Here is a 15595-nt window from a genome sequence, read left to right on the forward strand (position 1 = left end):
TTCTTTCTAATTGAGTTTCTTTATTTAACTCCCCCATTTTTCACTTTATAATTTTAAATATTTGGCGAAATAGTCCCTTTTGCCTCATCATAAACCCATCCACCTTTTTTATCCTTTTTCGTTACAATTCTATTGCTTCTTTCTCTTGAATCCTTTATGCTTTCAGGAATTTCATAAATTTTATCCCTTCCATAAAAAGCTTCAAAATTATATTTACCATCTGAGCTTCTCACATCCCTAAGGTTATTTTCAAGCCCGATTAATTTGGGATTTGAGCCAGTTTTTTTGTTAAATTCCTTTACCGCATTCTGCAATTTTACAGTTTCAACCTGAATATCAGCCATTATAAGCTTATCGATCTTTCTTGAAAATAGAATAACAACATTAAATATTGCGATAAACACTACCACAAGAAAAGTTATACCACGAAGGGTAATATTTTTAGTCACTCTATTTTTGTTCTTTCCATAATAACTATTACCAAAAGCCATTTTCTTACATGAAATTTTTAAAAATCATGTTCTCCTTTCTTAATTTCTCTTTACTTAATTTATTTCCTGTTTTTAAAAATTGATGGTCTAACAATTACCTTCACATTTTTGGGAACTTCAAGCTGTACCTTTAGCGGACCTCTTTTAACATTTATCCAGCCTAGTCCTGCTATTACCAGTTCCTCATTTTCCTCGATTTCCACTTCATGAGTCACAAATTTATTTTGAAAATACTTTTCTTTTTCATTTCCTTGTAAAATCTCAAAGTAATTTCCATTTAACAAGGCTTCCACTCTTTCCTCACGAGCCACGTGAAACTTCACGCTTTTTGAAGCATAAGCAGAAAATATAGGCTTGCTTCCACTTTCTAAAAGTTTATTTCCAAGTATTTTAAATCTGCAGAAAACATCAAACATAAATACCTGATTTTCTTCAAGTTTAAAAGTTTTTCGGGAAATTTCTCCAGCTGGCACTAGCTTTAATCCATTTTCTACACTAATCAAATCAGAAATTCTCCCATCTGGAATAAGTCCAGGTGTGTCAATTATCGTAATTTCACTATTTGGAATTTTATTGTTAATTGATTTTAAAGTAGTTCCAGAATATTTAGAAGTTGTTATTTTGTTGTTTCCAAGAAGTAAATTTATAACTGATGATTTGCCAACATTTGAAACTCCAAGTACAGTTGCCTTTACTTTTTTGTTATGAAAAATATTTTTAATTTTTCTGATTATTCCATTTACTCCGTATTTATTTTTTGCACTGATAAAAGCAATGTCATCGGGTACAATATCCTCTTCAGCAAGTCTGTCCTTTACCCAGTTGGAAATTTCAGTTGGATGTATAAAGTCAGGCAGCAAATCTATTTTGTTAATTAAAATTATAGATCTGTAATCTCTTAGATAATCCAAGATTTCCTCAGTAAATGAACCTTCAAAGTCAATAATATCAAAAATTGGAAGTATTATATCAGATTTTTTTACACATTCATTTACTTCCTTCAAATAATCTTCCCTGCTAAAATTATTTACAAGATTTTCCCCATAATTTTTAATTTTAAAACATCTCTGACAAAGCAAATTATCCTCTGTTATAAACTTCTCTTCAGGAACATATCCTTCCTTATTTTTATCTTCAAACTGCAGTTCAATTCCACAACCGCTACATTTTTTTATAATCAAAATTTCCTCCTATTTTCTCATTCCTTTTGCATTAAAATTCAATCCAATCAAATCCATTATTCCTTAGCCAATGGATGAGTACTCATATAAATATCTCTCAAGAAAGCCTTGCTCACATGTGTATAAACTTGCGTTGTAGCAATACTGCTATGCCCAAGCAATTCCTGTAAATATCGGATATCCACTCCGTTATTTAAAAGTTCTGTTGCAAATGAATGCCTAAACACATGTGGTGTTATTTCCTTTTGTATCCCAGCTTCATGTGCGTGTGCCGAAATAAGCCTTCTTAGCGAACGTGTTGTCAATTTTTTTCCTTTACTGTTTACAATCAATACTTCCCTAGTGTAATTTTCATATTGCTTTTTCTTTTCCTCAATATACTTTATCAGCCATTTCTTAGCATTTTCACTAAAAAAAGTTATCCGTTCCTTATCACCTTTTCCAATAACCCTAATTTCCCGCTCTTCAATATCAATCATAAATTCACTCAAATTAATAAGTTCCATCGAACGAAGGCCGCTAGAATAAAGAAGTTCAATAATTAATCTATCCCGAATTCCAGTAATCTTTTCGGTATTTATAACGTTTCTCAATCTGTTCAAGTCATCTCTATTCAATACATTGGGCAATTCCTTCTCGAATTTTGGAACATTAATATAAGCCGCCTTATTCGTTTCAATCACTTTTATTTCCTGAAGATATTTAAAAAATGTCCTAAGTGCTGAAATCTTTCTATTTATAGTTCTTTTAGACACTGGCTTGACACTAATTTTTGTATTTAATTCTTCCATATCTTCAATATTTTTTATCCTATCAATCTCTAATTCTGTATTATCAATTTCTGTATTTGCAGTATTTTTCTGAGAATTCTTTTTTTTATTATCTTCCTCTTTAGCCAGCTTCTGAGGAGAATTTAAATACGCAATAAAGGATCTGAATGTCATCATTTCAATTTCTTCAAAATTATGAATTTCCTCATATTCATTTAGATACTCCATAAATTGCAGTAAATCTCGACGATAACTTCTAATCGTATTAAAACTCTTTCCAAGAATAACCTCTTCATAATACAAAAATTTGTCCACATACATCACAAGATTTTCATTTCTTATATTGTCCTTGTTTTCAGTTACCTTTTCTTTCTCAACGTCTTTGTCTCTATTACTCATTAAAACTTCTCCATTTATTATAACACAATCATTCACAGCAATACAGATTAATTCTATTTTTTATTTAAAAACTATCTAAAATCGTATTTAAAATCTATAACACTCTATATTATTCAATTATTAGTCCGATAACAAATAACAAAATAATTTTAAACTTATATTTTAATAAATTAATTATTTTTTTAGCTATTTAGACTTTTTTGCTGTAGATTTTCTAGTTGCTACTGCCTTTTTAGCCTTTATAGATGTAGATTTTGCTTTAGCTGTTGTTTTTTTAGTTGCCTTTTTTGTAGTTTTCTTGGCTTTTTCTGCTTTTTCAGTCACTCTTGTGACTTTCCCAGTTTTTATATTTTTTATAGTCTTACATTCTGGGTAGCCTGTACAAGCCAAAAATTTTCCAAATCTTCCAGTTTTTATTTCATACGGTTTTCCGCAAAATTCACAGACTCCTGCTTCTTCTATTATTTTTCTGTCAATTTCCTGCAACCGTTTCATTTCATCGTTTATTTGCAATACTCCATCCAGCTCTATTACAGCGCCTTTTTTATATTTTTGCTTTAATTCAGCTGGCAACGACATTCTCTTTTCATCTTTTTCATAATTTTCACTTTCAAGATATTCTCCAAAACGTCCAACTTTAAGCACATATCTGTTTCCTTCTTCATCAAAATAATCAGTCAAAATTCCCTTTTTATTGTTTTGAAGTTTCTCTACTTCCTCTTTTACAAAAACTTCTCCTTTTTTAAGAGCTTCTGGCGATATTGCAATTCCTTTTAACGAAATTTTTTCATTCTCATTTGTTTCACTAATCAAATATTTTCCATAAAGCCCTGTTTTTAAAATCATTGGATTTCCCTCTGAATCCAGCACATCCGATACAATTCTACGATTTTTTATTTCATCAATTTCCTTCTCAAACTTATCAATATCCTTTTCAAGCGAACCATAAAAAGTTCTCAAAAGCTGTATCCATTCAACTGTCCCTTCTTCAACCTTATCCAGTTCCTTTTCCATATTCGCCGTAAATTTCACATTCATAATGTCCTTAAAGTTCTTGACAAGTTCATCTTTTACTTCGTATCCCAAATATGTTGGATGAAAACGCTTTTCAATAAGTTCAACATATTCCCTTGATTTAAGTGTTTCAACAATTGAAGCATAAGTCGATGGACGTCCAATTCCCTCTGATTCCAGTTTTTTTACAAGCGTTGCTTCTGAAAATCTTGTTGGAGGCTTTGTTATTCCTTCTTCCACATTTAATTTGTCTATTGGATGAACATTGCCTTCCTTTAATTCTGGAAAATCTCCAGTCTTAATTTCATCCTCGTCTTTAAAAATCTTGTAATATCCATCAAAAATTACTTTGTTAATAGTCCCTCGAAAATTGTAATCCCCATTCACAGCGTTAATTTGCATCTGCTCGTACTGCATAGCTGCAAACTGTGAAACTAGAAATCTGTCCCAAATCAATTTATACAATCTGTACTGATCATTAGTCAAATAAGCTTTTATATTGTCTGGAACTAAGTTGATATCAGATGGACGGATTCCTTCGTGGGCATCCTGAACATTTGATTTTGAATTTTTTACAATATATTTTCCAACGTATTTTTCGCCATAATTTTTTGTAATGTAATCTTTTGCCATATTTAGGGCATCAACAGAAATTCTTGTGGAATCTGTTCTCATATATGTTATTAGCCCTTTATTTTCGCCATTAATCGCAAGTCCTTCATAAAGCTGCTGTGCAATTCTCATTGTTTTGCTTGCACCATAGCCAAGATAGGATGAAGCAAGCTGCTGCAGTGTACTTGTCTTAAATACAAGTGGCGGTCTTTGCGATTTTTTCTTAACTTCTATTTTTTCAAGCGTCAATGATTCATTTTTCAAATCTTTTTTCAGTTTTTTTACAACTTTTTCATCAAAGATTTTATCCACTTTTTCATCTGCAATTTTTACTAAATTAAGATTAATATCTTTTTCAATTAATGCACTTACTTCCCAATATTTTTGGGGTACAAACGCATTTATCTCGTCTTCCAAGTCACAAATCAGTTTTAATGCAACCGACTGTACACGTCCAGCACTGGCGTTACGATTAATTATTTTCCATAAAAGCGGACTTATCTTATATCCTACAATTCTATCCAATAGTCTTCTTGCCTGCTGTGCATTTACAAGGTTATCGTTAATATCTCTTGGATTTTTAATCGCATTATTTACAGCCGTCTTCGTTATCTCGTTAAATTCTATCCTTTTTACCTTGTCAGGCTGCTTAATATAATTAGAAATGTGCCAAGCAATCGCTTCCCCTTCCCTATCCTGATCTGATGCCAGGTAAACAGCGTTTGCACTTTTCGCTTTTTCCTTTAATTTTTTTAAAACCTCACCTTTTCCTTTTATAACCTTATATTGAGGTTCAAAATTATTTTCTACATCTATTCCAATTTTCGTTTTTGGTAAATCGATCACGTGTCCGTAAGATGCAACAACTTCATAATTTCTACCAAGTATCTTTTCGATAGTTTTTGCCTTCGACGGTGACTCAACAATAACTAACTTTCTAGCCAACTTTATTTTCTCCTTATTTCTTTATCTATTTATATATTGTATTTATTTATTTTTGAATTATTTTGATTAATGATTATTATTTCTATTTTTCTTCTTTTTACAAAGCAAGGGAAATCAATCGCCATTTCCCTTGCATCCCTGGCTCGTCTAAGCATTTTTTGAAAATAAAATCGAAACTCGCTACGTTAAACTACGCTCAAACAATCGATTTCATTTCCAAAAAATCACGACATTTTCAACTTAAATTATATTATCCTTATGTACTTTGCCCCGTTTGTTTCTGTAATTAATCCTCTAATTTTTAGGCTCATAATTATTGAAAACAATTTATTTTTTTCGATTTTTTCTTTTACGTTTTGTAGTATTTGCTCAAAACTTACTTCTTCCATTATTGTTTCAAATACAATTTGCTCTTCTTCTGTTAATTTTTGTAATTTGCTTTTTTCTTTACGAATATCCCATAGGAATTCTTCAGCAATGTCATCTGCACTTGTTACTAATTTTGCCTTGTTGCTTTTTATTAGATTATTACAACCTTCAAATGAAGGATAGTTAATGAATCCTGGTACAGCAAAAATTTCACGATTCATACTAAATCCTAATTCTGCTGTAATTAATGCACCACCTTTTTTAAAACTTTCGGCTACTAGGACTCCGTCTGACATTCCTGCTATAATTCGGTTTCTTCTAGGAAAAGTCCACCTTGTAGGCTGTGTTCCTAGCGGATATTCGCTTATGATTGTGCCTGTTCCCGATATTCTTTCCCATAGATTACGATTTTCATAGGGATAGACAACATCCAGTCCTGTTCCTACTACTGCGACAACTTCAATTTCCTTATCAAGTGCAGTTTTTAAGGCGATTGTGTCAATTCCGTCTGCCAGTCCGCTAATTAGAGTTACATCATAGTTTACTAGCTCATTTACTATTTTCTCACAGGCAGTTTTTCCAAATTTTGTTGCTCTTCTCGTGCCTACAACTGCAATATTTCGTCTATTGTCCACTGAAATTTTATCTTTATCCATTTTTATTTTGTCGTAATCTTTTAATTTTTTTCCTTTCAAATATAAAAAAACTGGAAAATCTTTTATTTCCTTTAGTTTTTTCGGATATTCCTTATCATTTGCACTTATTATTCTTACTCTGTTTCGTTCGTAAAGTTCCAGTCTTGCCTTCAAATCAATTTTCATTGCTTCTTCCAATTGATTTTTCAGTTCATCATTAAACAATTTAAAATTTTCTTCATAAAATAACTCTTCAAAATCTTGAAAAATTAACATAAGTTTTTTTATATGGGCGTTTTTCATCCCATATTCCTTTAATCTAAGCCATTCCACAATAATCCCCCCTAATTTTTATCTTGAACCGGCTAATATTTCATTTAATACTGCGATTTCTTTTTTTACTTCATCATCAAAATGTTTTGAATTATAGTCCTTCAAATATCCTAACGCTTTTGAAAAATCCCCTTTTGATTTATAGGCAATGCCTATTCCTAATTTTGCTTCCGCCTGATTTTCATCCTGCGATAATATTCTAGTATAGTAATCAATTGACTTGTCATTATCCCCCATTAGTCGTGAACCAATCGCAATTACATACATTACAGGAATATCAGGTGCTTCATCCTTTAATGCCAAATTTACTGCTTTTTCGTAAAGTCCGTCACGAAAGTAAAGCTGTGCCATTCTGAATGTAGCTGATGAACTTTTTTTTGCAAGTGTAGCATTTTCATAATTTGCATAAGAATTGTATTTTGCCTCAGTTGATATGTCTTCGGTCTGTGTTGCGGGCATAGTTCCTGTGTCAACTGTCTTTTTTTCCTCTTTAGGCTTGTCTCTTTCAGTTCCTGGCTCAAGCGCTTTTTTTGTATTGTCATCAGCTTCGGTTGTCGGTGGAACTACTGGCGGCGTTCTTTCTTCTTCAACAGTTGTCGCATCGCCCCCACTATTAGTGACTGTGTTTTCTGCAATATAATAGTTTGCTTTTACTACAGTTGTAAAGAAAAGCAACAGCATTCCCATTGTTATTCGTCTTAATTTCTCCATTTTTCCCTCCTGACTATATAATTTTAATATTATATAATACTAAAATCAAATAAATTTATTTATTCAAAAATTTTAATTTCAGAATTTCAAAGTATTTTTACTTAAATTATACACAAAAGACATACCTCTTATATTGGGCTTTTCTTTGAATATAATTTTAATATTTTGTCAAGCTGAATTTGAGGAATCGAAGATTAAATTAGAATTCCAAATTTTTAGTTGTTCTTGGAAATGGAATTACATCTCTTATATTAGTCATTCCAGTAATGTACATAAGCATTCTGTCAAACCCAAGTCCAAATCCTGAATGTGGCACACTTCCATATTTTCTAAGGTCTAAGTACCACCAGTAATCTTCTTCTTTTAATCCCATTTCATGAATTTTTCCTAAAAGAACGTCATAATCATCTTCTCTTTGGCTTCCACCTACAATTTCTCCAATTCCTGGTGCCAATAAATCAACTGCTCTTACAGTTTTCCCATCTTCATTTAACTTCATATAAAATGCTTTTATATCTTTTGGATAATCAGTTACAAATACAGGTTTTTTAAAGTGTTTCTCTGCCAAGTATCTTTCATGCTCAGTCTGCAGATCAATTCCCCATTCCACTTCATACTCAAATTTCTGTTTTGAATTTTTCAAAATTTCAATCGCTTCTGTATAAGTAATTCTCCCAAATTCATTGTTTACTAAAGTATCAAGCCTGTTAAACAAGTCCTTGTCTACAAATTGGTTGAAGAATTCCATTTCTTCCTTAGCGTTTTCCCTTACATAATTTACAATATATTTTATCATTTCCTCAATAACATCCATATTTACATCCAAATCTGCAAATGCAATTTCAGGCTCCATCATCCAAAATTCTGCAGCATGTTTTGGAGTATTAGATTTCTCAGCTCTAAATGTAGGTCCGAAAGTATATGTATTTTTAAACGCTGTTGCAAATGTTTCAACATTTAACTGTCCACTTACTGTAAGATTTGCTTCTTTTCCAAAGAAATCCTGCTTAAAGTCAATACTTCCATTTTCAGTTTTTGGAACATTGTTTATATCAAGTGTCGTAAGTCTAAACATTTCTCCAGCACCTTCAGCATCACTTCCAGTAATTATAGGCGTTTGAACGTAAACGAAGTTTTTTTCCTGAAAAAATTTATGAATTGCATAAGATAAAATTGAACGCACTCTGAATGTTGCAAAAAAAGCATTAGTTCTAGGACGCAAATGTGCAATTGTTCTCAAAAATTCAAAACTATGTCTTTTGTTTTGCAACGGATAATTTGAATCAGCCTTTTGGTAAACAGAAATTTTTGTTGCTTTGATTTCGTAAGCTTGTCCCTTTCCTAATGATTCAACTACAATTCCTGTAACTTTAACAGAAGTAGAAATTGTAAGTTTAGAAATTTCCTCAAAATTTTCCAATTCTTCATCAAATACAACTTGTATTCCAGTAAAGAAAGTTCCGTCATTCAGTTCGATAAATCCAAAGTTCTTTTGGCTTCTAATTTTTTTTACCCATCCATTAATTTCAATTTCTTTACCTAGATACTCCTTCGTATTTTTTTGAAGTTCTCTTAATTCTAATAACATATGTTGTTGTTCTCCTTTTCCTAAAAATTATTTTTATTCTATTTTTTATTTATATCCATATTTTCACATTATAGCACAATTTCTTATATATTTTAATAACAAATTTGAAATATCTTTCTATTTTTTATATACACATACATTTTTTTATGATAAAATAATAAAATGTAATTTTAAAATAGGAGATGAGAAAATGACAAAAAATAAATACAAAAATTCTTACAATTTATTGCAAAATGATTTGAAAAATAAAATATTATTGCTGGATGGAGCAATGGGAACGATGATTCAGCAGGAAAATCTAACTGCTGATGATTTTGGTGGAGAAAAATATGAAGGGTGTAACGATTATCTTGTATTACAAAAACCTGATGTTATTAAAAATATTCATAAAAAATATTTGGAAGCTGGAAGTGATATTATTGAAACAAACAGTTTTGGGGCTTTGGATATTGTCTTGAAGGATTATGACTTGGAAGATAAAGCTTTTGAGATGAATAAAGCTGCAGCGGAACTTGTAAATGAAGCTATTGCTGAATATAGAAGCGAGCATCCTGAAGTTACGAGAAATCTTTATGTTGCAGGGGCATTAGGGCCTTCTAACAAATCTATCAGCGTTACTGGAGGTGTTACTTTCGAGGAACTTATCCATAGTTATTATACAGCTGTCTCAGGGCTTCTTGCTGGTGGTGTGGATTTGATTCTATTTGAAACAATTCAGGATACAAGAAACTTGAAGGCAGCTTATTTAGGGCTTAAAAAGGCAATGGAAGAAAATTATACTGTACCATTGATGCTATCGTTTACAATCGAAAGTACAGGGACTACACTTGCTGGACAGTCAGCAGACGCTTTTTATTACGCTGTAAATCATATGAATCCATTTTCTGTGGGACTGAACTGTGCAACAGGGCCTGAATTTATGACACAATTTTTAAAGACATTAAATAATATTTCAAATACATATATTTCAGTTTACCCAAATGCCGGACTGCCTAACGAAGATGGAGAATACGAGGAAACTCCAGACACATTGTCGGCAAAAATTGAGCCGTTCTTCCAAAATAATTATTTAAATATTGTTGGAGGGTGCTGTGGAACTACGCCTGAACATATCCAGAAAATTAAGGAAAAAAGTGTAAACTATTCTCCAAGAGTTATTGACGAAAACAAAGATTTTAATGATGTATCAGGGCTAATTACTTTAGAAACTCCAAAAAATCGTCCAATTTACGTGGGGGAACGTACAAATGTAATTGGTTCACGTATCTTTAAAAACTTAATTGCCAGCGAGAAATTTGACGAGGCGACAGAAGTTGCCAGACTTCAGATTAAGGGGCGTGCAGATGTAATTGATATTTGTCTTGCAAATCCAGACAGGGATGAAGTGGCAGACATGAAAGCTTTCTTAGATAAAGTGGCAAAATTTGCAAAAGTTCCGCTTATGATTGACTCAACTGATATAAATGTTATTAAGGAAGGTCTTACTTACTTGCAAGGGAAGGGAATTATAAATTCAATTAACCTTGAAGATGGGGAAAAGAAATTTGCTGATATGGCAAAAGTTATTAAGGATTTTGGGGCTTCTGTCGTTGTAGGCCTGATTGATGAGGAAGGAATGGCTGTTTCAGTTGAGAAAAAATTGAAAGTTGCTAGAAGAAGTTACGAACTTCTTACGAAAAAATATGGAATTGATGAAAGAGATATAATCTTTGACACATTAGTTTTCCCAGTTGCTACAGGAGATCAGAAGTATATTGGCTCTGCCACAGCAACAATTGAGGCAATTAGACAAATTAAAGCTGAAATGCCGAATGTAAAGACGATTTTAGGAGTAAGTAATGTTTCATTTGGACTGCCTGTCGCAGGAAGAGAAGTTTTGAATACTTATTATATGCAAAAAGCCTACGAAGCTGGACTTGACTATGCGATTGTAAATACTGAAAAAGTTATGCCAATGGACGAAATTTCAGATGAAGAAAAGGAATTGGCAGAAAATCTATTATTCCATACAAATGATGAAAATGTATCAAAATTTGCAAACTTCTACCGTGAGAAAAAAGCCATCCAAAAAGTGGTCGATACAAGCAACTTAACTACCGAAGAAAAAGTCTCAAATTTAGTTGTTGAAGGAAGTAAGAAAGATCTAATTGTCTATCTTGATGAATTACTTCAGAAATATTCTCCAATTGACATAATAAACGGTCCTCTTATGACTGGAATGGATGAAGTTGGAAGACTATTTAACAACAATGACTTAATTGTTGCCGAAGTGTTGCAAAGTGCAGAAGTTATGAAAGCCTCAGTTTCCCATCTGGAACAGTTTATGGAAAAAGATGAATCGTCTGTAAAAGGGAAAGTAATTATGGCAACAGTAAAAGGGGATGTTCACGACATTGGAAAAAATTTGGTCGGAATAATCATTGGAAATAATGGTTACGAAGTAATTGACTTAGGAATAAATACTCCTGCTGAAAAAATCCGTGAAGCAATTATTGAACATAAAGCAGACTTCTTGGGCCTTTCTGGACTTCTTGTAAAATCTGCCACAGAAATGGTAAATACTATGGGCGTTCTGCATGAAGCTGGTATTGATATTCCAATATTTGTAGGAGGTGCTGCACTTACGGAAAAATTTACTGTAAATAAAATTGAGCCTGCCTACAAAAATAATATTGTAATTTACTCAAGAGATGCAATGACTGCCCTTGCTGACTTGAATAAGATGATTGATGAGAAAAAATTTGAAGAATTTAAGGAATATTTACAAAAGCGTAGAGAACTTGTAACAATTAAAGATGCAAAAAAACTTGAACAGCTGAAAGTTAAACCAACGGTAAGTGATATTAAGGATGCTGACGGAACATTTGATTTTTCAAAAGTTGAACTTCCAAAATATGACTTTGAAAAAATTTATAAGCCACAAACATTAAATAAACAAATTATAACAAACATAAAAGCAAAAGATGTATTCCCATTCATAAATTTACAAATGCTAATTGGAAAACATCTTGGAATGAAATGGATTGTAAATAATCTAATTGAAAAGCAAGACCCTAGAACAATAAAATTATACAATGAAATTTTGGATATTATCGAAAATGGAGATGAATACTTTGATATAAAAGCTATCTACAAGTTTTTCCCTGTACGCCGAAAAGCTGGAGAAAGAAAGGAAGATTTCAAAATCGAAGTTTTATCAGATGACTTATCAACTGTTTTAGAAACTTTTGATTTCCCAAGACAAAAATACGGACAGTATTTATCATTAAATGATTATGTAAGCCCAGATGGAATTGACTACATCGGATTCTTCGTTGCAACTGCAGGAGAAAAATCAAGACTTGTTTCAAATGAACTTAAAGAAAAAGGTGAATTTTACAGAGGGCATATTGTAAACTCTGTAGGACTTGAACTGGCTGAAGCAACATCAGAATACATTCACAAAATGATGCGTCAGGATGTAGGAATTATCGATAAGGACATTACTTTAAACGAAATTCTAAGTGCCCAGTATCAAGGAAACCGTTACTCTTTCGGATACCCTGCCTGCCCAGATTTAAGTGACCAAAGAAAATTATTTAATCTTTTAAAACCAGAAAGATACGGAATCTCTCTAACAGAGGAGTTTATGATGTACCCAGAAGCTACAGTAAGTGCGATTGTATTCTCACAGCCATTCTGTAAATATTTTAATATGTAATTTTTTGAATTTTTTATAAGTGAAGTGTGTTATTTTAACTTATATAATGCACTTTGCTTATGGAAGGAGAAACAAAATGTATCAAATAATAAAAATGATTTTATTAAGTTCAATTTTTATGGATTATATTGATATCCAAAAGTTGGATAAAAACGGATTTACAATACATATTATTGAAATAATGCTTGTTTTGTCACTAATTAATGGAATTATAAATTTATATGATGAGAAAAAATTTTTTATAATTGAATTTCTTATGATTATTTTATTTCATCTAGCTGGAAACAAGATTATTCTAGAGAATTTTTCATTTTTTTGGCAATCAATAAAATTAATCGGCGTTTATATCCTTCATCTTCTCATTACAACCGATGTTGGAATGGATGACAATAATATCAATCCTTTTTCTAAAATTGAATGGACAATAGTTTCAATTACTGTTTTAATATTTTTACTGCTAATGTTAATTTTTAATATTGAAATTAACAGTTTAAACATTTTATCACTTTATTGCATTACATTATTTGAATTAAAAGGAATTTTTATAAACATTACAGAATATATAGAAAATCAAAAGAAAATCGAAAAGGAAAATAGAGATAAATGGCAAAAATAATAATTCGTGATAAATTAAAATTTAGGATATTTCCAAAAATAATATGGATTGATAATGAAAAGATAAATTAAAAGCAAATTCTGAAACTATTTTTGAAACTGATGAAAAGTATGTAATTCTTTCAGATAGCAGAGCTAAAAATAGAAGATTAGGAATAAACTTTGAAGATAAAAAAGAAATTTTAATAGAAATAAAATACGATTTTTTTAGGTTAATAACTATATTTTATAATAATTCCAATATTTGCAGGTATTGTAAAATTATTTTTACTTTCAGATATCGAAGTCAGTCACTTAGGTACTTTTGTTGGATTTCTTATTATTATTCTGTGGAAAAGAAAAAAATTCGAAGTGGTTGATATTTAAAAGAAAATTGAGAGTAAAATATCATATTAAATTTTACAGAAATAAATTTCATTTCATTAAATCAGCTATTTTATGAGGGTGTATCTGAAAATTGTCAAAATAATAAATTTATATAAGTCTTCCAAGTATCAAAAATAATATAAATTCTGAGTTTTCAGACACCCCTAATAACTTTATTTTATAGATGAAAATATTTTATTCAAGGCTTCTTCAGCTTTTTTTGAAAGATTACTTTTTGGAAATTCTTTTACTGTATAAGTACGTCTTTCAGCCAAATTTCTTTTTGCAATCTCTTTATTTATTTTTTCTAACTGTCCTTTTTTTACAATTATAGCCATAATGATTTCTCCATTTTCACTAAATATTTAACTTTTTTATAAAATCTGTATCTGCTGTTATTAATTGTAATATTTCATTTTCTTTTAAATTTTTATCAAGTTCGTAATATGTGCTTGGCTCTCTTATAAATTCGTTATCTTCTTCAGAAATTAATAAATACCCTTCCAAAGCATCTTTTGCCATATATAATGCTTCTTCCATATTATCTCCACATGAAAAACAACCTGGTAAATCAGGATAATAAATGCTGTATTTCCCATCTTTTTCTTTTTCAAAGACTGCATAATAATTATATTTCATAGATTTATCACTCCTTTTAAGCTATTTTAGTGGAACAAACTGGCTATTTCAAGCCAACCTGTTTCAAGATACTGTTTACTATTCCTGCCGTTAAATCCTTTTTAGGATGAGGAACAGTAACTTTTCCAATTTTGTTAGGATGTTTGAAATGATGATGGCTACCAACTATTTTTCTTAATATCCAGCCATCTTTTTCCAACATTTTAATAATTTCCTTTGAAGACATTTATCCTCCTAACAAAACTATTTTAGCACACATCTTTAAATATGTAAATAAGCTTTGAAAAATTAATTTTTTATAAAATTAATAAACCTCCGCACCTTTCAAATTGATTTTCTTCTTTTCGATAGTCCAATTATCTGATAATTCTGCAAGTTCTTTTTTCATATTTTTCAAAAATTCATCATTGTCGTAATTCAAGGAAATCAATGTAGGCCCTGCACCGCTTATATATTCTCCTAATGCACCGTGTTTTTTAGAGGCTTCAAAGATTTTTTCTGAATCATTTATTAATGCAAATCTATAAGGCTGGTGGATTTTATCGCCTAAAAGAAAACGTAAATTGTCATATTCTCCTTTGTTAAAGGCGTTTACAAGTAAACCTAGTTTTGAGATGTTGTTTATTGCATCAGAAACTAGATACGTTTTTGGTAGGACACTTCTTGCTTTTTCTGTCGATAATTTAAAATCTGGAATCATTACGTAGAAACATAAGTCATCAGAATTTATTAATGAACTGTATACAAGGTTTTCCTTATCATGTGCAGTAAGTACCATTCCACCAAAGATTGCGGGTACCACATTATCAGGATGCCCTTCCATTTCTACAGCCAATCTTGCCACCTCATTAATATCCAGCACATCACCAGCAAATTTATTTGCAATCATAATCCCGGCAACAATAGCCGATGAACTGCTTCCTAGCCCACGTGAAATCGGAATATCATTTTTCATAATATTTACCTTATAGCTTGGAATATTTTTTACCAAATGCTTTTCCGTATATTTTATCGCTTCAAAAATCAAATTTTCCTCAATTGGAATCGAAAACGGCTCTCCATTTTCCAAAAATTCAATTTTATCGCTTTCCTCCACTTCCAGTTCCAGAAAGTAATCCAGCGCAACTCCCAGACAATCATAACCTACACCAATATTAGCCGATGTTCCCGGCACTTTTACTCTAAATTTTAAACCCATATCTATTCCTTTCATTTTATCATAATAAT

General features: G+C 31.1%; 13 protein-coding genes. 2 read left to right on the forward strand and 11 right to left on the reverse strand.

The window, feature by feature from the left end; genetic code table 11:
• Positions 1–53: 53 nt before the first annotated feature.
• The 7 genes from AB8B23_RS07190 to asnS all read right to left on the reverse strand — a co-directional run bounded on the left by AB8B23_RS07190 (position 54) and on the right by asnS (position 9048).
• The gene (locus AB8B23_RS07190) at positions 54–491 is read right to left on the reverse strand and encodes a hypothetical protein (RefSeq protein WP_021743817.1); all 438 of its coding nucleotides are present in this window, start codon (positions 489–491) and stop codon (positions 54–56) included.
• Positions 492–550: 59 nt separating this feature from the next.
• On the reverse strand, positions 551–1672 hold the full coding sequence (yqeH, locus tag AB8B23_RS07195; RefSeq protein WP_369712177.1) for a ribosome biogenesis GTPase YqeH: 1122 nt from the start codon (positions 1670–1672) through the stop codon (positions 551–553).
• A gap of 56 nt (positions 1673–1728) precedes the next feature.
• Entirely contained in the window at positions 1729–2841 is a 1113-nt protein-coding gene (locus tag AB8B23_RS07200) for a tyrosine-type recombinase/integrase (protein ID WP_369712178.1), read from the reverse strand.
• 186 nt (positions 2842–3027) lie between these two features.
• Positions 3028–5412 (reverse strand): type I DNA topoisomerase, encoded by a 2385-nt coding sequence (gene topA / locus AB8B23_RS07205; RefSeq protein ID WP_369712179.1) that lies wholly within the window; start codon positions 5410–5412, stop codon positions 3028–3030.
• Between the two features lie 245 nt (positions 5413–5657).
• The gene (gene dprA, locus AB8B23_RS07210) at positions 5658–6749 is read right to left on the reverse strand and encodes a DNA-processing protein DprA (RefSeq protein WP_369712180.1); all 1092 of its coding nucleotides are present in this window, start codon (positions 6747–6749) and stop codon (positions 5658–5660) included.
• Positions 6750–6767: 18 nt separating this feature from the next.
• Positions 6768–7460, reverse strand: coding sequence for a tetratricopeptide repeat protein (locus tag AB8B23_RS07215; RefSeq protein WP_369712181.1), 693 nt, complete (start codon positions 7458–7460; stop codon positions 6768–6770).
• 199 nt (positions 7461–7659) lie between these two features.
• A complete protein-coding gene (gene asnS, locus AB8B23_RS07220; RefSeq protein WP_147005652.1) occupies positions 7660–9048 on the reverse strand; it encodes an asparagine--tRNA ligase in 1389 nt (462 codons plus the stop codon).
• 190 nt (positions 9049–9238) lie between these two features.
• On the opposite strand from asnS, the gene metH reads away from it, so the two are divergent.
• Positions 9239–12748: a methionine synthase gene (gene metH, locus AB8B23_RS07225; protein WP_369712182.1), complete on the forward strand. Its 3510-nt coding sequence runs from the start codon at positions 9239–9241 to the stop codon at positions 12746–12748.
• Positions 12749–12824: 76 nt separating this feature from the next.
• Complete coding sequence (locus tag AB8B23_RS07230) at positions 12825–13364, forward strand: hypothetical protein (protein WP_369712183.1); 540 nt, start codon at positions 12825–12827, stop codon at positions 13362–13364.
• 538 nt (positions 13365–13902) lie between these two features.
• Here the strand turns inward: AB8B23_RS07230 and AB8B23_RS07235 are convergent.
• The 4 genes from AB8B23_RS07235 to thrB form a co-directional block, all read right to left on the reverse strand.
• Complete coding sequence (locus AB8B23_RS07235; RefSeq protein ID WP_369712184.1) at positions 13903–14067, reverse strand: hypothetical protein; 165 nt, start codon at positions 14065–14067, stop codon at positions 13903–13905.
• A 19-nt stretch (positions 14068–14086) separates the two neighbouring features.
• The gene (locus AB8B23_RS07240; protein ID WP_036087903.1) at positions 14087–14368 is read right to left on the reverse strand and encodes a type II toxin-antitoxin system HicB family antitoxin; all 282 of its coding nucleotides are present in this window, start codon (positions 14366–14368) and stop codon (positions 14087–14089) included.
• A 43-nt stretch (positions 14369–14411) separates the two neighbouring features.
• Positions 14412–14594, reverse strand: coding sequence for a type II toxin-antitoxin system HicA family toxin (locus tag AB8B23_RS07245; protein WP_369712185.1), 183 nt, complete (start codon positions 14592–14594; stop codon positions 14412–14414).
• A 78-nt stretch (positions 14595–14672) separates the two neighbouring features.
• A complete protein-coding gene (gene thrB, locus AB8B23_RS07250; protein ID WP_369712186.1) occupies positions 14673–15566 on the reverse strand; it encodes a homoserine kinase in 894 nt (297 codons plus the stop codon).
• Positions 15567–15595: the final 29 nt, after the last annotated feature.

This window comes from Leptotrichia sp. HSP-342, assembly GCF_041199995.1.
In the GTDB taxonomy this organism is placed as follows: Bacteria; Fusobacteriota; Fusobacteriia; order Fusobacteriales; family Leptotrichiaceae; genus Leptotrichia; species Leptotrichia mesophila.

Excerpts from the sequence above, each read along its gene's own strand:
- AB8B23_RS07190 (WP_021743817.1), bottom strand. The coding sequence starts at position 491 with ATGGCTTTTGGTAATAGTTATTATGGAAAGAACAAAAATAGAGTGACT.
- AB8B23_RS07200 (WP_369712178.1), bottom strand. The coding sequence starts at position 2,841 with ATGAGTAATAGAGACAAAGACGTTGAGAAAGAAAAGGTAACTGAAAAC.
- AB8B23_RS07215 (WP_369712181.1), bottom strand. The coding sequence starts at position 7,460 with ATGGAGAAATTAAGACGAATAACAATGGGAATGCTGTTGCTTTTCTTT.
- asnS (WP_147005652.1), bottom strand. The coding sequence starts at position 9,048 with ATGTTATTAGAATTAAGAGAACTTCAAAAAAATACGAAGGAGTATCTA.
- metH (WP_369712182.1), top strand. The coding sequence starts at position 9,239 with ATGACAAAAAATAAATACAAAAATTCTTACAATTTATTGCAAAATGAT.
- AB8B23_RS07230 (WP_369712183.1), top strand. The coding sequence starts at position 12,825 with ATGTATCAAATAATAAAAATGATTTTATTAAGTTCAATTTTTATGGAT.
- AB8B23_RS07235 (WP_369712184.1), bottom strand. The coding sequence starts at position 14,067 with ATGGCTATAATTGTAAAAAAAGGACAGTTAGAAAAAATAAATAAAGAG.
- AB8B23_RS07240 (WP_036087903.1), bottom strand. The coding sequence starts at position 14,368 with ATGAAATATAATTATTATGCAGTCTTTGAAAAAGAAAAAGATGGGAAA.
- AB8B23_RS07245 (WP_369712185.1), bottom strand. The coding sequence starts at position 14,594 with ATGTCTTCAAAGGAAATTATTAAAATGTTGGAAAAAGATGGCTGGATA.
- thrB (WP_369712186.1), bottom strand. The coding sequence starts at position 15,566 with ATGGGTTTAAAATTTAGAGTAAAAGTGCCGGGAACATCGGCTAATATT.